The organism is Rhizobium giardinii bv. giardinii H152, from assembly GCF_000379605.1.
GTDB lineage: Bacteria > Pseudomonadota > Alphaproteobacteria > Rhizobiales > Rhizobiaceae > Pararhizobium > Pararhizobium giardinii.
In genome coordinates, this window is sequence record NZ_KB902757.1 from 201973 (window position 1) to 222318 (window position 20346).

22 protein-coding genes and 1 pseudogene are annotated in these 20346 nt (G+C 61.3%); 13 read left to right on the plus strand and 10 right to left on the minus strand.

What is annotated here, in order from left to right; all coding sequences use genetic code 11:
* The first annotated feature begins 99 nt into the window (after positions 1-99).
* The 6 genes from A3AY_RS0134060 (at position 100) to rnhA (ending at position 4259) form a co-directional block, all read left to right on the plus strand.
* Complete coding sequence (locus A3AY_RS0134060; RefSeq protein ID WP_018330144.1) at positions 100-483, plus strand: DUF983 domain-containing protein; 384 nt, start codon at positions 100-102, stop codon at positions 481-483.
* The gene (locus A3AY_RS0134065) at positions 452-1216 is read left to right on the plus strand and encodes an SURF1 family protein (RefSeq protein ID WP_018330145.1); all 765 of its coding nucleotides are present in this window, start codon (positions 452-454) and stop codon (positions 1214-1216) included. Before A3AY_RS0134060 ends, A3AY_RS0134065 begins: the two co-directional genes overlap by 32 nt.
* A gap of 45 nt (positions 1217-1261) precedes the next feature.
* Positions 1262-1627: a DUF1304 domain-containing protein gene (locus tag A3AY_RS0134070; RefSeq protein ID WP_018330146.1), complete on the plus strand. Its 366-nt coding sequence runs from the start codon at positions 1262-1264 to the stop codon at positions 1625-1627.
* Between the two features lie 3 nt (positions 1628-1630).
* Positions 1631-2638 carry a 4-hydroxy-3-methylbut-2-enyl diphosphate reductase gene (ispH, locus tag A3AY_RS0134075; protein WP_018330147.1) on the plus strand — a complete coding sequence of 336 codons (1008 nt, stop codon included), beginning with the start codon at positions 1631-1633 and terminating at the stop codon, positions 2636-2638.
* 200 nt (positions 2639-2838) lie between these two features.
* A complete protein-coding gene (locus A3AY_RS0134080) occupies positions 2839-3819 on the plus strand; it encodes a homoserine kinase (protein WP_018330148.1) in 981 nt (326 codons plus the stop codon).
* Complete coding sequence (rnhA, locus tag A3AY_RS0134085; RefSeq protein ID WP_018330149.1) at positions 3816-4259, plus strand: ribonuclease HI; 444 nt, start codon at positions 3816-3818, stop codon at positions 4257-4259. The genes A3AY_RS0134080 and rnhA overlap by 4 nt, the downstream gene beginning before the upstream one ends.
* 45 nt (positions 4260-4304) lie before the next feature.
* On the opposite strand, the gene A3AY_RS0134090 is transcribed toward rnhA, so the two are convergent.
* Positions 4305-5099 (minus strand): DUF1194 domain-containing protein, encoded by a 795-nt coding sequence (locus tag A3AY_RS0134090; protein WP_018330150.1) that lies wholly within the window; start codon positions 5097-5099, stop codon positions 4305-4307.
* Between the two features lie 214 nt (positions 5100-5313).
* Here A3AY_RS0134090 and A3AY_RS0134095 point away from each other — a divergent pair, with 214 nt between their 5' ends.
* Positions 5314-5952, plus strand: coding sequence for a class I SAM-dependent methyltransferase (locus A3AY_RS0134095; protein ID WP_018330151.1), 639 nt, complete (start codon positions 5314-5316; stop codon positions 5950-5952).
* Positions 5953-5986: 34 nt separating this feature from the next.
* On the opposite strand, the gene A3AY_RS0134100 is transcribed toward A3AY_RS0134095, so the two are convergent.
* Together A3AY_RS0134100 and A3AY_RS0134105 are read right to left on the minus strand one after the other, a co-directional pair.
* Complete coding sequence (locus tag A3AY_RS0134100; protein WP_018330152.1) at positions 5987-7024, minus strand: MBL fold metallo-hydrolase; 1038 nt, start codon at positions 7022-7024, stop codon at positions 5987-5989.
* 46 nt (positions 7025-7070) lie between these two features.
* The gene (locus tag A3AY_RS0134105) at positions 7071-7733 is read right to left on the minus strand and encodes a peroxiredoxin (RefSeq protein WP_018330153.1); all 663 of its coding nucleotides are present in this window, start codon (positions 7731-7733) and stop codon (positions 7071-7073) included.
* A gap of 208 nt (positions 7734-7941) precedes the next feature.
* Here A3AY_RS0134105 and A3AY_RS0134110 point away from each other — a divergent pair, with 208 nt between their 5' ends.
* Together A3AY_RS0134110 and A3AY_RS0134115 are read left to right on the plus strand one after the other, a co-directional pair.
* On the plus strand, positions 7942-8286 hold the full coding sequence (locus A3AY_RS0134110; protein WP_026204119.1) for an ArsR/SmtB family transcription factor: 345 nt from the start codon (positions 7942-7944) through the stop codon (positions 8284-8286).
* Positions 8283-8762: an SRPBCC family protein gene (locus A3AY_RS0134115; protein ID WP_018330155.1), complete on the plus strand. Its 480-nt coding sequence runs from the start codon at positions 8283-8285 to the stop codon at positions 8760-8762. Before A3AY_RS0134110 ends, A3AY_RS0134115 begins: the two co-directional genes overlap by 4 nt.
* 71 nt (positions 8763-8833) lie before the next feature.
* Here A3AY_RS0134115 and A3AY_RS0134120 read toward each other — a convergent pair whose 3' ends face one another.
* Both A3AY_RS0134120 and A3AY_RS0134125 read right to left on the minus strand, forming a co-directional pair.
* Positions 8834-9319 carry a peroxiredoxin gene (locus A3AY_RS0134120; RefSeq protein WP_018330156.1) on the minus strand — a complete coding sequence of 162 codons (486 nt, stop codon included), beginning with the start codon at positions 9317-9319 and terminating at the stop codon, positions 8834-8836.
* 94 nt (positions 9320-9413) lie between these two features.
* Positions 9414-10220 carry a protein-disulfide reductase DsbD domain-containing protein gene (locus A3AY_RS0134125; protein ID WP_018330157.1) on the minus strand — a complete coding sequence of 269 codons (807 nt, stop codon included), beginning with the start codon at positions 10218-10220 and terminating at the stop codon, positions 9414-9416.
* 198 nt (positions 10221-10418) lie between these two features.
* Between A3AY_RS0134125 and A3AY_RS0134130 the strand changes: the two genes are divergently transcribed.
* The 3 genes from A3AY_RS0134130 (at position 10419) to A3AY_RS0134145 (ending at position 12619) form a co-directional block, all read left to right on the plus strand.
* Positions 10419-11021, plus strand: coding sequence for a YqgE/AlgH family protein (locus A3AY_RS0134130; RefSeq protein ID WP_414817373.1), 603 nt, complete (start codon positions 10419-10421; stop codon positions 11019-11021).
* Positions 11022-11138: 117 nt separating this feature from the next.
* The gene (locus A3AY_RS0134140) at positions 11139-11330 is read left to right on the plus strand and encodes a CsbD family protein (RefSeq protein ID WP_018330160.1); all 192 of its coding nucleotides are present in this window, start codon (positions 11139-11141) and stop codon (positions 11328-11330) included.
* A gap of 212 nt (positions 11331-11542) precedes the next feature.
* Entirely contained in the window at positions 11543-12619 is a 1077-nt protein-coding gene (locus tag A3AY_RS0134145) for a zinc-binding metallopeptidase family protein (RefSeq protein WP_018330161.1), read from the plus strand.
* A 110-nt stretch (positions 12620-12729) separates the two neighbouring features.
* Here A3AY_RS0134145 and A3AY_RS0134150 read toward each other — a convergent pair whose 3' ends face one another.
* The 4 genes from A3AY_RS0134150 to thrC form a co-directional block, all read right to left on the minus strand.
* On the minus strand, positions 12730-15642 hold the full coding sequence (locus A3AY_RS0134150) for an EAL domain-containing protein (RefSeq protein ID WP_018330162.1): 2913 nt from the start codon (positions 15640-15642) through the stop codon (positions 12730-12732).
* Positions 15642-16253, minus strand: a complete 612-nt coding sequence (locus tag A3AY_RS0134155; RefSeq protein WP_018330163.1) for a GNAT family N-acetyltransferase — start codon at positions 16251-16253, stop codon at positions 15642-15644. Before A3AY_RS0134155 ends, A3AY_RS0134150 begins: the two co-directional genes overlap by 1 nt.
* 77 nt (positions 16254-16330) lie before the next feature.
* Entirely contained in the window at positions 16331-17632 is a 1302-nt protein-coding gene (locus tag A3AY_RS0134160) for a M16 family metallopeptidase (RefSeq protein ID WP_018330164.1), read from the minus strand.
* Positions 17633-17649: 17 nt separating this feature from the next.
* Positions 17650-19056 (minus strand): threonine synthase, encoded by a 1407-nt coding sequence (gene thrC, locus A3AY_RS0134165; RefSeq protein WP_018330165.1) that lies wholly within the window; start codon positions 19054-19056, stop codon positions 17650-17652.
* A 352-nt stretch (positions 19057-19408) separates the two neighbouring features.
* Between thrC and A3AY_RS0134175 the strand changes: the two genes are divergently transcribed.
* Positions 19409-19963: a hypothetical protein gene (locus A3AY_RS0134175; RefSeq protein ID WP_018330167.1), complete on the plus strand. Its 555-nt coding sequence runs from the start codon at positions 19409-19411 to the stop codon at positions 19961-19963.
* Between the two features lie 145 nt (positions 19964-20108).
* Here the strand turns inward: A3AY_RS0134175 and A3AY_RS41000 are convergent.
* A pseudogene (locus A3AY_RS41000) lies at positions 20109-20346 on the minus strand (IS4 family transposase); the annotation flags it as partial.

Sequence of the window (20346 nt, forward strand, 5' to 3'; positions counted from 1 at the left end):
CTGCCTTGCGGCGAATGAGCCCAAAGGTCGCGGTGGCCCATATATCGCTTGCGCGACGAATGCGTTATGGAAATTGGACGGCAAATAGGACGTGAAACCATGAACGAAGACAGCGCACATTTCCCCCCAGTCGATCCGGTCAAGGCCGGGGTCAAGGGGCTTTGCCCGCGCTGCGGCCAGGGCAAGCTGTTCGACGGGTTCCTGAAGGTGAAGCCGGCCTGCGCCAGTTGCGGTCTCGATTACAAGTTCGCCGATTCCGGCGACGGTCCCGTGGTGTTCGTCATCCTGATCGTCGGCTTCATCGTCGTTGGCGCGGCGCTTTGGACGGAGGTCAACGTAAACCCTCCGCTTTGGCTGCACTTCCTGCTCTGGATTCCCCTTGCCAGTATCTTCAGCCTCGTCCTGATGCGCATGCTGAAGGGCATCCTGGTCAACCTGCAGTACCGGAACAATGCGCGGCAGGGCGAGATCGATCGTGGTTGACGCTGCAAGCGGGAGCGGCGTGCCGTTCGGCCGCGCCGCCGGCATTGTTCTTGTCCTCATCGCGCTCGCCATTCTTTTGTCGCTCGGCACATGGCAGGTGCAGCGGCTCCATTGGAAAGAGGGTCTGCTCGCGGCAATCACTGAGCGCCGCGCAGCACCGCCGGTCGATCTGGCCGCGATCGAGGCGATGGCCAAGGCCGGCGAGGATGTCGACTACCGCACGATGCGCGTCACCGGCACCTATCTCAACGACAAGGAACGGCACTTCTTCGCCACCTATGAGGGCCGGACAGGCTATTACGTCTACACGCCGCTGCAGCTAGCCGACGGTCGTTTCCTTCTCGTCAACCGCGGCTTCGTCCCCTTCGAGCGCAAGGAAGCCGAGACGCGCAAGCAGGGGCAGCTCAGCGGAGCGCAGACCGTCACCGGCCTTGCGCGCGTCAAACTCACGGAAAAGCCGTCCTGGGTCGTGCCGGACAATGATGTCGCCAAGAACATCTTCTACTGGAAGGACCTCGACGTCATGGCGTCGAGCGTCGGGCTCAATGCTGCGGAGGTCGTGCCGTTCTTCGTCGATGCGGACACAACGCCCAATTCGGGCGGCTTGCCGATCGGCGGCGTCACGCAATTGGACCTGCCGAACAACCATCTGCAATATGCCTTGACATGGTATGGCCTGGCCGCGGCGCTGGTTGCCGTCAGCGGCGTGTTCATCCTGCGGCGAAAGAGATAATCGGGCGCGCTGCCTGCAGAACATGGAACGACTGCCGGGGGACTTATGACCATCATCGCCAACATGCTGATTGCCGCAACAGCCTTGCTGCATGTCGGCTTTCTCGTGCTTGAAATGTTTCTCTGGACAGCACCGCAGGGGCGAAAGGTGTTCCGCATGTCGCAGGAGCGCGCGCAAGCGACGAAGGTGCTGGCGGCCAATCAAGGGCTCTACAACGGCTTTCTCGCCGCCGGCCTTGTCTGGTCGCTGATTGCCTCGCCGCCGGAATTTGCCTTTCAGTTGAAGCTGTTCTTCCTTGTGTGCGTGATCGTTGCCGCTATATATGGCGCATGGTCGGTCAAGCCGCGCATCTTTCTGGTGCAGGGCAGCCCGGCGATCCTCGCACTTCTGTTCACTGTTTTGGCACCCTGATCCATGGCATCTTTCTCGGCAAGGAAACCGATCACCATCCGCCTCTGCGGCCCGCGCGGCTTTTGCGCCGGCGTCGACCGGGCGATCCAGATCGTCGTTCTGGCGCTGAAGGAATATGGCGCCCCGGTCTATGTCCGCCACGAGATCGTTCACAACCGCTATGTGGTCGAGGGGCTTGAGGCCAAGGGCGCGATCTTCGTCGAGGAACTCGACGAGATTCCCGAGGAACATCGCAAGCAGCCGGTGGTCTTCTCCGCTCATGGCGTGCCGAAGTCGGTGCCCGCCGATGCAGAGACCCGCAATCTGTTTTATCTCGATGCGACCTGCCCGCTGGTCTCCAAGGTTCACAAGCAGGCCATGCGCCACCAGCGCCTCGGCCGCCATGTCGTGCTGATCGGCCATGCCGGCCATCCGGAAGTCATCGGCACCATGGGGCAATTGCCGGAAGGTGCCGTATCGCTCATCGAGACCGTCGAGGACGCGGACAATTACGTGCCGCCGGATCCCGACAATCTCGGCTTCGTCACCCAGACGACGCTGTCGGTCGATGACACGGCCGGCGTCATCAAGCGGTTGCATGAGCGCTTTCCCAACCTGACCGCACCGGCAGCCGATTCGATCTGCTATGCCACGACCAACCGCCAGGAGGCCGTGAAGCAGGCGGCACCCGGCTGCGATCTCTTTCTTGTCGTCGGTGCGCCGAATTCGTCCAATTCCAAGCGGCTGGTCGAGGTTGCGCTTCGCGCCGGTGCAAGGAAATCCGTGCTTGTCCAGCGCGCGTCGGAAATCGACTGGGACGGCATTGGCGATATCGCCACCGTAGGGCTGTCGGCCGGCGCGTCGGCCCCGGAAGTCATCGTCAACGAGATCATCGAGGCCTTTCGCGAGCGCTACGACGCGTCGGTGGAGCTTGCCGACACGGTCGAGGAGACCGAGAATTTCCTCGTCAACCGCGAGCTTCGCCACGTGCCGCTGACCGTGCAGGACATGGCGTTCGTGAACGGAGATTAGAGGTATCGCTGGGTCGATATTTTCGGTCTGGCGAGCGTTTACCCCCCTCTGTCCCTCCGGGACATCTCCCCCTCAAGGGGGGAGATCGGCCTTGAACCTTTTGCCCGCCTACCGGGAAGCCGCTAAAGATGTCCCGGAGGGACAGAGGGGTGTAAACCTCCGCGCAACGAAACGCTAATTGCAGAACGCAGGACAATCTCGTGGCAGTTTATACCGACATCACGGAAGACGATCTCGCCGATTTTCTGACCGCCTATGACGTCGGCACGCTGACGTCCTACAAGGGCATTGCCGAGGGTGTGGAAAATACCAATTTCCTGCTGCACACCACCAAGGGCTCCTACATCCTGACGCTTTACGAAAAGCGGGTGGACCAGAACGACCTGCCGTTCTTCCTCGGGCTGATGCATCATCTGGCCGACAAGGGCCTTTCCTGCCCGCTTCCGCTGCCGCGTGCCGACGGCAAATTGCTCGGCGAGCTTTCCGGCCGGCCGGCCGCCGTCATCTCGTTCCTCGAAGGCATGTGGCTGCGCAAGCCAAATGCCAATCATTGCCGCGAGGTCGGCAAGGCCTTAGCGGCAATGCACGTGGCAGGCGAGGGCTTCGAGATCCGCCGTCGCAACGCGTTGTCCGTCGACAGCTGGCGCCCGCTCTGGAACAATTCCCGTGACCGTGCCGACGAGGTGCAGGCGGGCCTCAAGGCCGAGATCGCCGCTGAACTCGATTTCCTCAAAGCCAATTGGCCGAAGGACCTGCCGGAAGGCGTCATCCACGCCGATCTTTTTCCGGACAACGTCTTCTTCCTCGGCGACGGACTTTCCGGCCTGATCGACTTCTATTTTGCCTGCAACGACTTCCTTGCCTATGACGTCTCGGTCTGCCTGAACGCCTGGTGCTTCGAAAAGGACGGCGCCTTCAACATGACCAAGGGCATGGCGCTCTTGTCCGGTTACCAGAGCGTGCGGCCGCTGACCGCAGCCGAGGTCGAGGCGCTGCCGCTTCTGGCGCGCGGCTCGGCGCTGCGCTTTTTCCTCACGCGTCTCTACGACTGGCTGACGACGCCGCCGGGCGCGCTGGTGGTCAAGAAGGACCCGCTCGAATATCTGAAGAAGCTGCAGTTTCATCGCTCCGTCGCAACTGCCGCTGAATATGGCCTGACCCACGAGACAAAGCCCGCATGAAACATGTCGATATCTTCACCGATGGCGCCTGCTCCGGAAACCCCGGACCCGGCGGATGGGGCGCCGTGCTGCGCTACGGCGACGTGGAAAAGGACCTGTGCGGCGGCGAGCCCGAAACCACCAACAACCGCATGGAGCTTCTGGCTGCGATCTCTGCGCTCAATACGCTGAAGCAGCCCTGTGAGGTGGATCTCTACACCGACAGCAAATATGTCATGGACGGCATCAGCAAATGGATCCATGGCTGGAAGCGCAACGGCTGGAAGACGGGCGAGAAGAAGCCGGTGAAAAACGGCGAACTCTGGCAGGCGCTCGACGCCGCCAACCAGCGCCACAAGGTCACCTGGCACTGGGTGAAGGGGCACGCCGGCCACGTGGAAAACGAACGGGCCGACGAGCTCGCCCGCAAGGGCATGGAGCCGTTCAAGAAGAAGCGGTGAGGGAAGGGTGGAATTTCACCGTCTCGCCAGGGGGCGGAGACGGCGCTATTTCCCAATGGAACGCTCCTGCATTTCTTCGCCGATAAAACAGTTATAGGGCCTGGGGTATTGAACCCGCACCACCCCCGTTTGGCGCTGCGGAGTGCCGCTGACCTCGACCCCTGAAATCTCGATGACGAGCTTGCGCAGGATCGTTTCGGCGAATTGGGACACATTCGTGACCTTCAACAGAAATGCCCCGTCTCCGCCGATGACGCATTCCCGATAATAGACATCGAGATCCGGTATCGATGCCGAATCCGGCGTGGTCTTCAACATAATGGGAAGACCGTCAATGACGATGCCCTGAGCGACGGTCGTGTTCCTGCCGACCGGAGCCGGGACCCCGGCATTGTTGGGGCCGTCGCCGGATACATCGATCACGCGCCGGCTCCCTCGAAATGGGCTGGTTTGAAAGAGCTTTCGTGCAAATGCAAGCGCGTTGGAGATCGATGTGAAGGAGATGCGCCTGATCGGCTGTCGGCGCAGCACGTCGGAAAACTGGGCCGCGGTCGCCCGACCGTCGATCAGCGTCCAGGGCACGATCTGGACAGCCGAACCGCCCCACTCGATATAGGTCACCGCAATTCTGCCGAGCGGTCCGCGCTGCAAGGCTTCGGCGATCTCGGGCCTGCGGAACGCATCAACGTAGCCTTGACGTTGCAGATGCTGCTCATCGATTTCCATGGAATAGGAGACGTCAACGGCAATGACCAGTTCCAGATCTACCGTATATTGTTCGGCAGACGTCGTTCCCCCCAGAAGACAGAAGGAAACAAGAAGCGCCCATAGCGGTTTCATAGCGGCAATCCACCATTCAGTCGCGACGGCGAGGCGTCCGTCACACGCGGGCACCAGGGCATCACTCCCGGTCGTCTTTGCCCTGAGGCTAACGCATGGGCCGAGGTTTAGCCATAATGCCGCAGAACTCCCGCCCGCACTGGCGCGACGCACCGGTCATAAATTCCCGTTACTATGGGCCGGTATCTGATAAACTTGTCCAAGGGGTGATTTCATGACCGCGGCTGACCGACAAACGCATTGGGAAGGTGTTTACACGACCAAGGCAGAGACCGAAGTGAGCTGGTATGAGGACACCCCTGAGCTGTCGTTGGCGCTGCTGCATGAAGCCGGGCTGACACCAGACATGTCCGTCATCGACGTCGGCGGCGGCACGTCGAGATTGGTGGATGCCTTGGAGGCCCTTGGCCAGGCCCATGTAACGGTTCTCGATCTGTCTGCCGCCGCCCTTGAAACTGCGAAGGCTCGCCTGGCAAATGCCGATCTGGTGCGGTGGATCGCAGCGGATGTGACGGCATGGATACCCGATCGCCAGTATGACCTCTGGCATGACCGCGCCGCCTTTCACTTCCTGACGACCGCAGAGGAGCAGGAAGCCTATGTTCGCGTGCTGGTGCATGCCCTCAAGGATGGCGGAAAGGCCGTGATTGGCACCTTTGCACCGGACGGCCCTGAGACATGCAGCGGCTTGCCCGTTGCTCGATACGACGCGGAAAGCCTGCAGGCCGTTCTCGGTGCCCGGTTCAAGCTTGCCGCAACGCGGCGGTATCAGCACATTACGCCGTGGGGTTCAGTGCAGAACTTCCAGTTCAGCACGTTCGAGAAGGTCGGGGGCGCAAACGCCCTGGCGTGAGTCGATCATTGGAGCCGGCAGCCTTTGGGGCGGTTTATTTGGCCACCGGGCCGTTCGCTTTCTTCCAGGCATCGATGCCGCCCTCGATGTGGCAGGCGCTCGTGAGGCCGGCGTCCTGTGCCGCCTCGACCGCCATAGCCGAACGCTCGCCAAAGGCGCAATAGAAGACGATCCGCTTGCCGGTGGCTGCCGCCAGCTCATGCAGGATGCCGCCAGCACTGATGTGCTCCTGCAATTCCGGATAGGGCGCGTGCAGCGCGCCGGGAATGGTTCCGTGCTTTTCGCGCTCTGCCTTCTCGCGCAGATCGACGATCGCGATGTCGGAGCGGCCGCTAAGTGCCATTGCTTCGGCAGCCGAAACGGCCCAGCCCTTGCGCGCGATCTCCTCCTGGTGAAGGCCGACATGGATATTGGCCGGTACGGCCACATCCATCATCTTCGGGTTGGGCAGGTTGAGATTGTTCATGATGTCGACGTATTCGTCGACCGATCGGACCCTGAGCCGCGGGTTAAAGCGTTTCTCCTCGCCGATGGTCGAAACGGTATCGCCCTTGTAGTCATGGGCCGGAAAGACCAGCGTCTCGTCCGGCAGTTTGAGCAGCTTGTTGAAGATGGAATCATATTGCTGGCGCGGATCACCGTTCTGGAAGTCGGTACGCCCGGTGCCGCGAATGAGCAGCGTGTCGCCGGTGAACACACGCCCGCCCATGAGGAAGGAATAGGAATCATCCGTATGGCCGGGCGTGTAGAGCACGTCGAGGCTGAGGCCCTCGATCGCGACGCGGTCGCCTTCCGCCACACGCATCGAGACCACGTCGGCCAGCGTCTGCTCGCCCATCACCGTGATGCAGTGCGTCCGATCACGCAGGGCGCCGAGCCCGGTGATGTGATCGGCGTGCAGATGCGTATCGACGGCCTTGACCAGCTTGAGATCGAGCTCCCGCACGAGCTGCAGGTAGCGGTCGACCTTTTCCAGCACCGGGTCGATGATCAGCGCTTCTCCCCCATGCCGGCTGGCGATGAGGTAGGTGTAGGTGCCGGAAACGCTGTCGAACAGCTGACGGAAGATCATCGGTGGCTCCGTTGCGCGTCTCTACGGTCGGCGCTGGACATCGATGCTATCCCTGCGGCTGCGGCACGATCCGGATATAGGGTTTTGGTGCGCGCCAGCCTTGCGGGTATTGCTTGCGCGCGTCGTCGTCCGTCACCGAGCCGGCGATGATCACGTCGTCGCCCTGCTTCCAGTTCACCGGCGTGGCCACCTTGTGCTTGGCGGTGAGCTGCAGCGAGTCGATGACGCGCAGCACCTCGTCGAAATTGCGGCCGGTGGTCATCGGATAGACGAGGATCAGCTTGATCTTCTTGTCAGGACCGATGACGAAGACATTGCGCACGGTCTGATTGTCGGCCGGCGTACGCTGGGTCGGGTCGCCCGACACCGCGGCCGGCAGCATGCCGTAGAGCTTCGACACGGTGTAATCTGTGTCGGCGATCATCGGGAAGTTCGGGGCGAACCCCTGTGTTTCCTCGATGTCCTTCACCCAGCCGGAATGACGGTCCAGCGGATCGACCGAGAGGCCGATGATCTTGACACCGCGCCTGTCGAAGTCGGGCTTGATCCGGGCCATGTATCCGAGCTCGGTGGTGCACACCGGCGTAAAATCCTTCGGATGCGAGAAAAGCACTACCCAGGAATCGCCGATCCAGTCGTGGAACCGGATGTCGCCTTCGGTGGTGGTTGCCGTGAAATCCGGCGCGAGATCATTGATTGCAAGTGTCATGATACCCCCCATAGCCTTGAGGAGATGCTCACCAAAAGCACCCACGCCGCGCAGTTTGCTCCTTTTGATAAATTAGGCAAAGCGAAATTTAGGACAGGGCGCCTGACCTTTCCGGTCGCTGATGCGGTTCGCCCAGCTGCTGCTCCAACGATGCCGTGGCAAAACACTTAGCTATTGCGCTAAGTGTTTTGCGGTGATACTTAGCCTTATGGAACAGTATTCACGGCAACTGGACGGCATTTTTCAGGCGCTGGCCGATCCCACCCGTCGGGCCGTTCTGGCTCGGTTGGGCACGGGCCCGGCGAGCATCAGCGATCTCGCAAAGCCCTTCGACATGGCCCTGCCCTCGTTCATGAAGCACATCCGCTTTCTCGAAGGCAGCGGCTTGATCCGGACACGCAAGGAAGGCCGCGTCCGGACCTGCGTCATCCAGGAGGGCCAATTGGCTGCGGTCGAAGCGTGGCTATCCCAACAACGCGCCCTCTGGGAGGGCCGCACCGACAGGCTAGAGCAGTTTGTCGTCACCGCTCAAAAGAAAGGAGAAGCGCAATGATCCGTTCTTCAAATCCGGAGCTCGACCTGACGATTTCCCGCGTCATCCGGGCACCGCGCTCGCTCGTGTGGAGCGCCTGGACCGACCCTGCCAGCCTCGAACAATGGTGGATACCGGCACCAGCCAGATGCAAGGTCGTGGAGATGGAACTGCGCCCCGGGGGCTCTTTCATCACCCGGATGAGCGAGAATGGCGGCGATTTCGAACCCCACCTGAACGCCTGCTTCCTCGATATCGCCGATGGCGAGCGGATCGTCTTTACAAACGCGCTGGTCGGCGGATGGCGGCCCGCCGAACAGCCGTTCATGACCGCGATCATCACCTTGAAGGACCATTCGGACGGCACGGATTATACCGCCTATGTGATGCACAAGAACAATGCAGACCGCAACATGCACGCGGAAATGGGCTTTTATGACGGGTGGGGCACCGTTGTCGAGCAACTGGCCAACCTCGTCGAACAACGCGTGGGCTGAACAGCCTGCCGGAATTTGCCGTCCCTCCGCAATGGTCGGAGAGGGACGGCAGATCACCTACAAACCGGCCCTTAAATCTGGTCCAGCATGGCGGCGGCAGCCGAAACGGTTGCCTGGCCCGGGTTTTCCTCGACGTTCAGGGTCTTGACGACGCCATTCTCCACCAGCATCGAATAACGCTTCGAACGCACGCCGAGCGTGCCGGCCGAGAGGTCGATGTCCATGCCGAGCGCCTTGGTGAAGGCGGCGTTCCAGTCCGAGAGGAAGTGGATCTTGCCCATGCCGCCGGATGCGGTTGCCCAGGCGCCCATGACATGCAGGTCGTTGACGGCGACGACGGCGATGTCGTCGACGCCGCGCGCCAGGATCGCGTCGCGGTTTTCCAGATAGCCGGGCAGGTGATTGAGCGAGCAGGTCGGCGTGAAGGCGCCGGGAACCGCAAACAGCACGACCGTCTTGCCGGAAAACAGCTGATCGGTGGTGATTTCGACTGGGCCGTCGGCGGTCTTTTCCTTGAAGGTGGCGGCAGGCAGCTTGTCTCCGACAGAAATGGTCACGGTCTTACTCCTTGAGGCTTTTCGGAAAGGCAAAAAGCGCAGTCGCTCATTGGGGCGGGCGCTGCGATGGGTCGCGAAGGAATATAGAATTGCCTCAGTCAAAGGCAAGCGGGGTTTCCATGCTGCGCTTGCCGGATCGCACGACGAGCAGGACCGATCCGCTCTTCAGCGCGCCGCCCTTTGCCGGAACCCGCACCGGCACGTCTGCGGTCAATGCACCATTCGCTACGCTGATGATTTCCGGCTTGCCGAAGCTGTAGCCGGGCGGACCGGCGAGGAAAAGCTCGGGCGGTTTTTCGGCTGACGCATCGGGCGTCACCAGCGATAGGCGAAGACGAGCCGCATCGAAGGACGCGGCCTTGACCTTGAACGTCTCGGACGGTTGCGCCGGCAAGGCGGCAACGGCATCGTCAATCCGCGCCCTGTCGAGCGGGTTTTCTGCCGTACCTTCGGGCAACGAAAGGCTGAGATTAGCCTGGACAGGGATGCAGATGTCCTTGCAGATGCCGAGGAAGACCGAGAAATTGAGGGACAGATCGCCGCTCTTCCTCTCGCTCTTCAACAGAAGCGGAAAAGCCACGGATTTGTCGTAACCGGTGTAGTGATCCACACCTTCGCCAAAGCGCTTCGGTGGCGGAAAGCGCATTCCCAGAACGGAGACGCCATCCTTCGGATCGATGCTCACCTGTGGCGGTATGCCGCTTGCTCCGGGCTCCAGCCAATAGGTCTTCCAGCCGGGTTCCAGGCGGATGTCGAGGATGGCCGGAATCGTCCCGTCTGGCTGCGGCCTGTCGGCGACGATGCGGATCGCGCCGCCCTCGGAATGCGCCCACTCGCTCTGCGCGGCCTGCACAGTGGGGACAATAAAAAAATATGCGGCAAGGCTTGCCAGCGCCGCCAAATGAGTCGCATTCTCTAGGAGACGATGATCTTTCATGAGGATGAGGCTTATCGGTTTTGGGGCATGGTTGAAAGATGCCCGCTTTCACCTCCGGATCATTTTCTCTTGATGGAGGCGAGCCGAGGAAACCCAAGAAAAGCCTCAAAACCAAAAGACGAGGGGTGGAAACGCTTTTCATTGACCCAGAAGGCTGACACCATGATGGCGACATTTCAGAAGAAGCGCGAGCGCGGTTTGCTAGACGGTCAGTTCCTGATCGCCATGCCCGGCATGTTCGACAGCAATTTCGCCCGCACGGTCATCTTCATCTGCGCCCATTCCAGTGACGGTGCCATGGGTTTCGTGCTCAACCGTCCGCAGCAATTGACCTTTCCGGATGTGCTTCTTCACCTGCAGATCATCGATCAGGCAGAAGCGATCCGCTTGCCGACCATCACCCGCAATTTCCAGATCCAGACGGGGGGGCCGGTCGAAACCGGTCGTGGCTTCGTGCTGCATTCCGACGACTACCTGAGCGAATCCAGCATTCCGGTCAGCGATGACATCTGCCTGACGGCGACGCTCGATATCGTGCGGGCGATTTCCCGCGGCGAGGGGCCTTCCAAGGCGATGATGATGCTCGGCTATGCCGGCTGGGGTGCCGGCCAGCTGGAAAGTGAGATCGCCAGCAATGGCTGGCTGAATTGCCCGGCGAGCGAGGAACTGATCTTCGACCGCGATCTCGGCGACAAATATGACCGGGCTCTGGCGCTGATGGGCGTTTCTCCGGCGATGCTGTCCATGGATGCCGGTCACGCCTGACCGACGGATTTTTCCTCCGTTACGGCTTTTTGCCGGAACAATTTCACCTGCCTTCCGTTTTCCGAACGCAAGGACAGGGCGCTTGGTCCTGTCCTCAACCTTTCAAGGAGACTGATCATGGGCAGCACTTCCGACAAGATTTCCGGCGCAGCCAATCAGGCGGCAGGCAAGGCCAAGCAGGCGGCCGGCAAGGCAACCGGCAGCAGGAAACTGCAGGCTGAAGGAAAAGGTCAGGAAGTGAAGGGCAAGGTCCAGTCAGCGACTGGCAAGGCCAAGAGTGCCGTAAAAGGCACCATTGACCGCATGTAATGCAAGAATTGCTGTCCCCTGTTTTTATGGGTGGACAGCTACAAGGTGCGCGAATCGACTGTCCTGACGGGTTCAACTGGATGGGAGATTTCTAGCGCCGGTGCCCGCTGTGCTTCTCGCCGGCGGGCATTCCTCTGCCGGAGCATATGCTGTCGCTTGATGCATTGTATTTATGCGATATTCCATGCTGACCATTGGGCGGATGATTTTTCATGAGACTTTACGAATGCGGCAATTGCGGAACCCCGGTCCATTTTGACAACCGCGTTTGCATCAATTGCGGCTCACGGCTTGGCTTCCTGCCGGAAGCCATGGCGATGCAGGCGGTGATGCCGGCCGGTGATGACCTCTGGCGGGTATCCTCGCGTCAGGAGGGGGATGTCCGTTTCTGTGCCAATGCCGCGCATGACATATGCAACTGGCTGATCTCGGTGAACGACGAGCATACCTATTGTCAGGCGTGCCGCTACAATCGCATGGTACCTGTCACCGACAACCCGGAGGGGCTGGCGCGCTGGCAGAAGATCGGCCAGGCGCAGCGGCATCTGTTCTATTCGCTGTTGCGCTGGAATCTGCCGCGGCCCGGGCGTGACGTCGATCCGCAGGGCGGGCTTGTCTTCGATTTTCTCGCCGACGAGGTCGATAGCTACGGCAACCTCGTGCCGGCCATGACCGGTCATGAAGACGGCCTGATCAGCCTGCGTGCGGCTGAAGCCGATGACGCCACGCGCGAAAGCGTGCGTGTGTCGATGAACGAGCCCTACCGCACGCTGATCGGCCATTTCCGCCACGAGATCGGTCACTTCTACTGGGGCCAGCTTGTCCGCGACGACCAGACCCTGAACGAGGCGCGATCGCTGTTCGGCGACGAACGGGCGGATTATGCCGAGGCGCTTCGCCGCAATTACGAGCAGGGACCTCCCGCCGACTGGCAGACACGGTTCATCAGCACCTATGCCAGCACGCATCCGGCAGAGGATTTCGCCGAATGCTGGGCACACTTTTTCCATATCGTCGATGCGCTGGAAACGGCGCATTCCTTCGGACTTTCGACCGAACCGCGCCGCCACGAGGGCATGGCGGCGGAAGTCGATTTCGACCCCTATCGGGCGACCGATGCGCAGACGCTGGTCGACGCCTGGATCCCCCTGAGCGTGGCGCTGAACAGCATTCAGCGCAGCATGGGCCAGCCAGACAGCTATCCGTTCGTGCTTTCGCCGCCAGTCGTGCAGAAGCTGGACTTTATCAACCGGCTGATAAGGCGGGCGGGAGCTGGCTATAGCCAATAGCCAATAGGCAATAGGCAATAGGCAATAGCTGTCGCCTTCCAGGCCCAAGGCAGAGAATATTTCTACTGCCTACTGCCTACTGCCTACTGCCTAACCTTCCTACTGCCGTGCTACGCCCGCTTCATCAGCGGAAAGCGTTCCTTCAGGAGCCGCAGGATCGATTCCGAGCCGATCGGCGGACCGAACAGGAAGCTCTGGCCGAAATCGCAGCCCAGCTGGGCCAGCTGGATGGCATCCTCCTCGGATTCGATGCCTTCGGCGACGACCTGCATGTCGAGTTCGCGTGCCATGGTGATGACGGAGCGGAGCAGGATCGTGCGCTTGTCGCTCGGATCCTTGACCAGCGCCTTGTCGATCTTGATCGTATCGAAGGGGAAGCGGGTGAGGTAGGCGAGCGAGGAATGGCCGGTGCCGAAGTCGTCGAGCGCCAGCTTCAGGCCGGCATCCTTCAGCTTTTCCAGCACCAGGCGGGCCTGTTCCGGGTTTTCCATGACCAGCGATTCGGTGAGCTCCACCTTCACCTTCTGCGGATCGCAGTGGTTCTTGTTCAGAATCGCCCGGACATCGTCATGGAGGTCATTGTTGAGCAACTGGGCGCTCGAGAGGTTGATGGAGACGAAGATCGGCAGGTCGCCGGTCTGGAGCTGCCAGTCCGTGAGGTCGCTGGTCGCCTTCTCGAAAGCGAACATGCCAAGCTGGTTGATGAGATCGGTGCCTTCCGCGATCGGGATGAACTCTGACGGCGAGATGCTGCCGCGTTTCGGATGCTCCCAGCGCATGAGGGCTTCGAAACCGGCGATCTCGGCGTCCACCAGGCGCACGATCGGCTGATAGACGAGGCTCAATTCCTTGCGTTCGATGGCGCGGCGCAGGTCGTTTTCCAGTTGCAGGCGGTCGGTGCCGGAGGTGCGGAAGGCCGGGCGGAAGGGCTCGACACGGTTACCGCCCGCCTTCTTGGCGCGGTACATCGCGAGCTCGGCGTCATCGAGCAGCCCGGCGGCATTTTCCTGCTGATCGACCCAGGAGACGAGGCCGATCGAGGCGGTGAGATTGATTTCGCGGTTGCCGAAATTGAGCGGCACCATGATCGCCTTGGAAACGGCATCGGCAAAGTCGGCGACCTTGGCGGGGTCGCGCTCCGACATCAGGATCAGGCCGAACTCGTCTCCGACCAGGCGGGCCAGCGTGTCTTGCGGCTTCAGGAGCCGGCGCAGGCGGCGGGTCAGCGCAATCAGGATATTGTCGCCGGCGGCAATGCCGAGCGCCTCGTTGACCTGCTTGAAGCGATCAATATCGATTGTCAGCACGGTCGGCCGCACGGCATTTGAGCCCGGCGCCAGCGACAGGATGGACTGCAGCCGGTCAAGGAAGATCTGCCGGTTCGGCAAACCCGTCAGATTGTCGTGAAGCGCGTTGTGCAGCAGGCGGTCGAGAGAGGTCTTCTGTTCGGTGATGTCGACGATGGTGCCGACGCAGCGGATGATTTCGCCATTGGCGCCAAGCACCGGCCGCGCGCGGATCGAGAGCCAGTGGTAGTGACCGTCCTCGGCGCGCACGCGGAATTCGTGGTTCAGCCGCCCCTTGCGATGCTCCAGCAGCACGTCGAGCGTCGCGCGAAACCGGTCGCGGTCGTCGGGATGCAGGCGCGGCAGCCAGTTGCGCGCAGGCCCGTGCATGGTGCCGGGCGAAAGGCCGAGTTGCGCCGAGATGTCGGGGATGGTGACGACGCGATCGCGTGCCACGTCCCAGTCCCAGACGGTATCCCCGGAGCCCGTCAGGGCCAGCGACTGACGTTCGAGATCGGAGAACAGGCCCTGGCTGTAGGCACCGCCGGCAAACGCGTGCTGCATGACCGTAAAGCCGATCAGCAGCACGATCAGGACGAGACCGCCGCCGAGCGCGGGCTGGACGATGTCATTGGCAAGCTGGCCGGTGACCGTCAGCCATGCGCCGAACAGCCAGACGAGGATCAAGAGCCAGGCGGGCACCAAAAGGATGGCCCGGTCGTAACGGTTGAAGCCGAGATAGGCGATCAGAAATATGCCGCAGGTGCCGGTCAGCGCGAAGGAGAGGCGGGCGATGCCCGATGCAATCGCCGGGTCGTAGATGGCGACGCCGAACAAGAGGCCGAGGCCGAGGATCCAGGCAAGCGTCGCATAGCTCAGATGCTGGTGCCAGCGGTTGAGGTTGAGATAGGTGAACAGGAAGATCACAAGGCCGGCGGCCAGGAACACTTCGGTTCCGGCGCGCCATATGCGTTCGTCACCTGCGGTAATGCTGATTAGCTTCGACAGGAATCCGAAATCGACGCAGATATAGGCAAGCACCGCCCAGGCGAGCGCAGCCGTCGCCGGCAGCATCGAGGTTCCCTTGACGACGAAGAGAATGGTCAGGAACACCGCAAGCAGGCCGGCAATGCCGAGGACGATGCCGCGATAGAGGGTGAAGGCGTTGACCGTGTCCTTGTAGGCATCGGGCTGCCAGAGGTAGATCTGCGGCAGGTCGGGCCCCGCCAGTTCGGCCACGAAGGTAATGACCGAGCCGGGGTTTAATGTGATGCGAAACACGTCGGCTTCGTCGCTCGGCTGCCGGTCGAGCGCAAAGCCTTCGCTCGGCGTGATCGAGAGAATGCGCTGCGAGCCGAGGTCCGGCCAGAACAGTTTGGAATTCACCAGGCGGAAATGCGGGGCGACGATGACGCGCTCCAGCTGCTCTTCCGAAACATTGGCGAGCGCGAAAACGGCCCAGTCGCCCTGGTGGTTCTCGGCGCTCGATCGCACCTCGATGCGGCGCACGATGCCGTCGGTGCCCGGGGCAGTCGAGACCTGGAAGGCTTCGCCGCGGCCGGTATAGATTTCCGTCGTCGCGGTCAGGTCGAGTGCGGTGTCCTCGCGCGAAATCTTGACGGGTTCCGTGGCAAATGCTGCGCCGCTACCCAGCAGGCAGACCATGGTCATCATGGCGGTGAGAAGCGCCAGGAGCCGTCGTGCTGAGGCATAGAGAGGCAGGCAATTCAAAGACATCAATCACTCAAATTCTTGGGTTGCACGCTGTCCTGCGAGAGAAGGGAGAACATGAGGTGATCGCGCCATTGCCCGTTGATTTTCAGATATTCCCGCAAGTAGCCTTCACGCTGAAACCCGGCCTTTTCAAGGAGCCGGATACTTCTCTGGTTCTCGGGAATACAGGCTGCTTCGATACGGTGCAACTGAAGGCTCGAAAAGATGTAGGGAATGGCTAGCTTGACGGCCTCGGCCATATGGCCCTTGCCGGCGTGCCGCTCGCCCATCCAGTAGCCGATCATGCAGCATTGGGCGGCTCCCCGGCGGATGTAGCCGATGGTCAGGCCACCGACCAGCTGGTCCTGCGCGCGCAGGAAAATGAACAATGGCACGGCCTGGCCGGAGGCAAATTCCTGCTCGTTGCGGATGACGCGGCTGCGAAAGGCACTCTCGGTCATTTCGTCGGCGCGCCAGGTCGGCTCCCAGGGCTCGAGGAAGGCGCGGCTTTCGCTACGCAGTTGATACCATTGCCGATAATCGGATGCCTTGGGCAGGCGCAGCAAATACGTAGCATTGGCAATCTCGACCGGATCCGGCTGCCGTGACAGAAACCGAAAGACCGATCGTGTCATATAAGCCTCCGCGGCGCGTGGGATGCGAGGCGCCGGGCGCTCGAAGAACGCCCGCAGGTCGCCCTTCAAAATAAGTATTAACCGTTGGCGGCGCGAGCTTGAACGGCCTTGTTGGACAATGCACCGAGGATATCGTTCATCGGCGCCAGCTTCTCGAGCGGTCCGATTGCCGAAAGTGTCGGGGTCGTGTCGAAGAACAAGCGCCCGGCAAGATCGGTCAGGCGCTCGATGGTAATGCCGGACAGGCGCTCCATCAGTTCCTCGTTGGGGATCGGTCGGCCGTAGAGCATCATCTGTCGGGCGATCTGGCCGGCGCGGGCGGCGGGGCTTTCCTGGCCCATCAGCAACTGGGCGCGGATCTGGGCGCGGGCGCGGTCGATTTCCTGCTGCTCTATGGTCATCGACGACTTGCGCAGTTCATCGATGATGACGGGCATCAGTTCCGGCAGGTTCTCGCCGCCGGTTGCCGCATGAACGCCGAAGATGCCGGTATCGGAAAAACCCCAGTGGAAGGCATAGACCGAATAACAGAGGCCGCGATGCTCGCGGACTTCCTGGAACAGCCGCGACGACATGCCGCCGCCGAGGATATTGGCGAGAATCTGCGAACAGTAGAAATCGCGGGCGTGGTAGGCCTTGCCCTCGAAACCGAGCAGGACCTGTGCGTCCATCAGGTCGCGGTCCTCCCGCACGTCGCCACCGGTATAGCGGGCGGCGTCGGCAATCGGCGCTGTGGCCGGCTTTTGCGGAAGGCTGGCAAAGCGGTCTTCAACCTGTCGCACAAAGCTATCATGATCAATGGCGCCTGCACCGACCACGAACATGCGGTCGGTGGTGTAGTTGCGGCCGAGATAGGCGCGGATCTGCTCGGGCGTGAACGAAAGAACCGTGTCCGGCGTGCCGAGGATAGGCCGTCCCACCGTCTGGTTGGCAAAGGCGGTTTCGGCGAACTTGTCGAAGACGACATCGTCGGGCGTGTCGTTGGCGGCGCCGATCTCCTGCAGGATGACGTGCTTTTCCCGCTGCAGTTCGTCTTCGTCGAAGGAGGATTCCGTCAGGATGTCGGCGAGAATGTCGACGGCGAGCGGAACGTCGTCCTGAAGGATGCGGGCGTAATAGGACGTTGTTTCGGTTGAGGTGGCGGCATTGACTTCGCCACCGACATTTTCGATCTGCTCGGCAATGTCGCGGGCGGTTCGCCGCGCTGTGCCCTTGAACGCCATATGTTCCAGCAGATGGGCAATTCCGTGCTCGTCCGTGGTTTCATCGCGTGAACCGGATTTGATCCAGACACCGAGGGCGACGCTTTCAAGATGCGGCATGTTCTCGGTGACGACGGTCAACCCGGATTGGAGCCGGGTGCACTCAACTTTCATCATACGTCTTTCTGCGTCCTTTAGCTCAGGATGCGGGCGTGCTCGCTGATAAAGTTTTCAACGATCTTCAGCTCCGGCTCCAGAATATCGAAACGCTCCTCCCTGACCATCAGATCAGCAAGCCACGTTGGAAGCGCCGGGTCAATACCACTGGCCGATTTTACTGCGGCCGGGAATTTCGCCGGATGGGCGGTGGAAAGCGTCACCATCGGCGTATTCGGCTTTTCATGCTTGCCGGCCACGAAAACGCCGATCGCCGTATGCGGGTCGAGCAGATAGCCGGTCGCCTCCAGCGTCGAGCGGATGGTCTTGGCGACCTCCTTTTCGGTCGCACGGCCGGCGCGGAACACCTTGCGGATGGACTTCAGCGCCTTCTCCTCGATCTCGAAGGCGCCGGATTGCTGCAGGCTCGCCATGGCGCCGCGCACCTTCGAGGCGTCGCGATCATAGGCCTCGAACAGCAGCCGCTCGAAATTCGAGGAGATCTGGATGTCCATCGATGGCGAGGTCGTCGCCTTGACGTCGCGCATCTCGTAGCGGCCGGTCTTCAGGGTGCGGGCGAGAATGTCGTTCTCATTGGTGGCGACGATCAGCTTGTCGATCGGCAGCCCCATCTGCATCGCGACGTAGCCGGCAAAGATATCGCCGAAATTGCCGGTCGGGACCGTGAAGGAGATCTTCCGGTCCGGCCCGCCCAGCACAAGCGCGGTGGTGAAGTAGTAGACGATCTGGGCCATGATGCGCGCCCAGTTGATCGAGTTGACGCCGGACAGCGCCACGCGGTCGCGGAAGGCGACGTCGTTGAACATCGCCTTGACGAGGCTCTGGCAGTCGTCGAAATTGCCCTTGATCGCCAGCGCATGGACGTTGCCTGCCTTGGAGGTCGTCATCTGGTGCTGCTGCACCGGCGAGACCTTGCCGTGCGGGAAAAGGATGAAGATGTCGGTCCGGTCGCGCCCGGCAAAGGCGTCGATCGCAGCTCCCCCCGTGTCGCCGGACGTGGCGCCGACGATGGTGGCGCGCTGGTCGCGCTCGGCAAGCACATGATCCATCAGCCGCCCCAGCAGCTGCATGGCGACGTCCTTGAAGGCCAGCGTCGAGCCGTGGAACAGTTCCATGATGAAGGTGTTCGCACCGGTCTGGACGAGCGGAGCGATCGCCGGATGGCGGAAGGTGGCGTAGGCCTCGTCGATCATCGTCCGGAACTTGTCTTCCGGAATTTCACCGTCAACGAAAGGCGAAAGAACCGTGAAGGCGATCTCCTGATAGGATTTCCCGCGCAGCGCCCGGATTTCCTTCTTGGAAAGCCGCGGCCATTCCTTCGGCACGTAGAGACCGCCGTCGCGGGCAAGACCCGCCAGAAGCGCATCGCAAAAATTGAGCGAAGGGGCTTCGCCCCGCGTCGAGACATACTTCACCGTGACCATCCTTCGTCGTCTGGCTGCCGCGGAGGTTGCGGCGAGAATTGATCGGCACTCTATGCAAAACCGGATGGAAATCGCGGTTCATTTTGCGTCGGCCCTTGGCCAGGCCGACGGAAATATCGTCTTGCAGCTCCGTCGTTGGTCTTTCCAGCCGCCTTCCGTCGCGTTTTGACGGGGGCCGAAAAATTGACCTTGCGCCTTGAGACTCCAATCGATTTTTCGATGCGTCGCTGCTATAGACCATCGCCAAGGGTCTTGAAAGGCCCAGTTGCAGGGGGATCAAACCGAAAAATTCCTTATTTTCCGGTCAGTCCATCCCGCGACATCAATTGTGCAAGGCAGAGGGTCAACTCAGGTGTTTGGTAAAATCTCCAGCCGTCTTCTCGGAATCTCACTTCTCGTCGTCATAGCGGGCTGCAACAAAACGGATACCGGCGGAGCGATCGATGCTGGCGGCGGCGCAACGGCGCCAACCCCCGCCGTCATCCAGGGCACCTGCCCGCAGGTCTATCTGCTCGACGGAACGGCGAACTACCGCACCTATGCCAAGGGCGCCAAGGACGATCCGACCAAGATCGTCTACCAGGCCGCGCTGGCCGACACGACGCGCCAGTGCGTCCAGAACGAAAGCCAACTGGTGATGACCGTGGTCGTCCAAGGCCGCGTCGTTTCCGGCCCGGCCGGCGGCGCCGGCAGCGTCAACCTGCCGATCCGCGTCGCCGCGACCGATGGCAAGAACACGCTCTATTCCGAACTGACGCAATACCCGGTCGAAGTCCCGGCCGGCGTCGGCACCACCCAGTTCATCTTCACCAAGACCAACGTCGCGCTGCCCGGCGGCGCCGGCGACTTCGCCAAGGTCTATGTCGGCTTCGACGAAGGCCCGGTGGCGGGCAAGAAGAAGAAATAGGCAGGTATTTCTGCTGCTGAATTAAGAGAGCCGGCGCACAGGTTTTGTGTGCCGGCTTTCTGTTGTCAGCGTCGCACGAAGCTCACTTTTCGGGAGCCGCACTCCTAATCCCGTCATCCTCGGGCTTGACCCACTGCTGTCCGGTTTAAATTTCCACGATTGGCAGAGGCAATTGTCGTGGGTCGGATCTCGGTGATGGGGGAGTTTGCCTGAGCGCGTTGATCGGTCTGCGGTGCATGATGTTGAGGCGGACGAGGCGGGTGAAGGCGAGCGNTTGGGAAATCGCGGTCTGGCAGGCTTGGGCCATGCGCAGCAGAATGTAGGCGATCAGTGCAACGTAGACCTGGATGCGCACGGCGTTCTCCGAGGTGCCGAGGAAATGA

What these genes read in the sequence shown, in the direction of transcription:
- A3AY_RS0134115 (WP_018330155.1), top strand. Translation starts at nt 8,283, where the DNA reads ATGATCCGTTCTTCAAATCCGGAGCTCGACCTGACGATTTCCCGCGTC.
- A3AY_RS0134065 (WP_018330145.1), top strand. Translation starts at nt 452, where the DNA reads ATGCGCGGCAGGGCGAGATCGATCGTGGTTGACGCTGCAAGCGGGAGC.
- A3AY_RS0134140 (WP_018330160.1), top strand. Translation starts at nt 11,139, where the DNA reads ATGGGCAGCACTTCCGACAAGATTTCCGGCGCAGCCAATCAGGCGGCA.
- A3AY_RS0134160 (WP_018330164.1), bottom strand. Translation starts at nt 17,632, where the DNA reads ATGATGAAAGTTGAGTGCACCCGGCTCCAATCCGGGTTGACCGTCGTC.
- A3AY_RS0134150 (WP_018330162.1), bottom strand. Translation starts at nt 15,642, where the DNA reads ATGTCTTTGAATTGCCTGCCTCTCTATGCCTCAGCACGACGGCTCCTG.
- A3AY_RS0134145 (WP_018330161.1), top strand. Translation starts at nt 11,543, where the DNA reads ATGAGACTTTACGAATGCGGCAATTGCGGAACCCCGGTCCATTTTGAC.
- ispH (WP_018330147.1), top strand. Translation starts at nt 1,631, where the DNA reads ATGGCATCTTTCTCGGCAAGGAAACCGATCACCATCCGCCTCTGCGGC.
- A3AY_RS0134095 (WP_018330151.1), top strand. Translation starts at nt 5,314, where the DNA reads ATGACCGCGGCTGACCGACAAACGCATTGGGAAGGTGTTTACACGACC.
- A3AY_RS0134110 (WP_026204119.1), top strand. Translation starts at nt 7,942, where the DNA reads ATGGAACAGTATTCACGGCAACTGGACGGCATTTTTCAGGCGCTGGCC.
- A3AY_RS0134130 (WP_414817373.1), top strand. Translation starts at nt 10,419, where the DNA reads ATGATGGCGACATTTCAGAAGAAGCGCGAGCGCGGTTTGCTAGACGGT.
- rnhA (WP_018330149.1), top strand. Translation starts at nt 3,816, where the DNA reads ATGAAACATGTCGATATCTTCACCGATGGCGCCTGCTCCGGAAACCCC.
- A3AY_RS0134100 (WP_018330152.1), bottom strand. Translation starts at nt 7,024, where the DNA reads ATGATCTTCCGTCAGCTGTTCGACAGCGTTTCCGGCACCTACACCTAC.
- thrC (WP_018330165.1), bottom strand. Translation starts at nt 19,056, where the DNA reads ATGGTCACGGTGAAGTATGTCTCGACGCGGGGCGAAGCCCCTTCGCTC.
- A3AY_RS0134155 (WP_018330163.1), bottom strand. Translation starts at nt 16,253, where the DNA reads ATGACACGATCGGTCTTTCGGTTTCTGTCACGGCAGCCGGATCCGGTC.
- A3AY_RS0134070 (WP_018330146.1), top strand. Translation starts at nt 1,262, where the DNA reads ATGACCATCATCGCCAACATGCTGATTGCCGCAACAGCCTTGCTGCAT.
- A3AY_RS0134090 (WP_018330150.1), bottom strand. Translation starts at nt 5,099, where the DNA reads ATGAAACCGCTATGGGCGCTTCTTGTTTCCTTCTGTCTTCTGGGGGGA.
- A3AY_RS0134105 (WP_018330153.1), bottom strand. Translation starts at nt 7,733, where the DNA reads ATGACACTTGCAATCAATGATCTCGCGCCGGATTTCACGGCAACCACC.
- A3AY_RS0134060 (WP_018330144.1), top strand. Translation starts at nt 100, where the DNA reads ATGAACGAAGACAGCGCACATTTCCCCCCAGTCGATCCGGTCAAGGCC.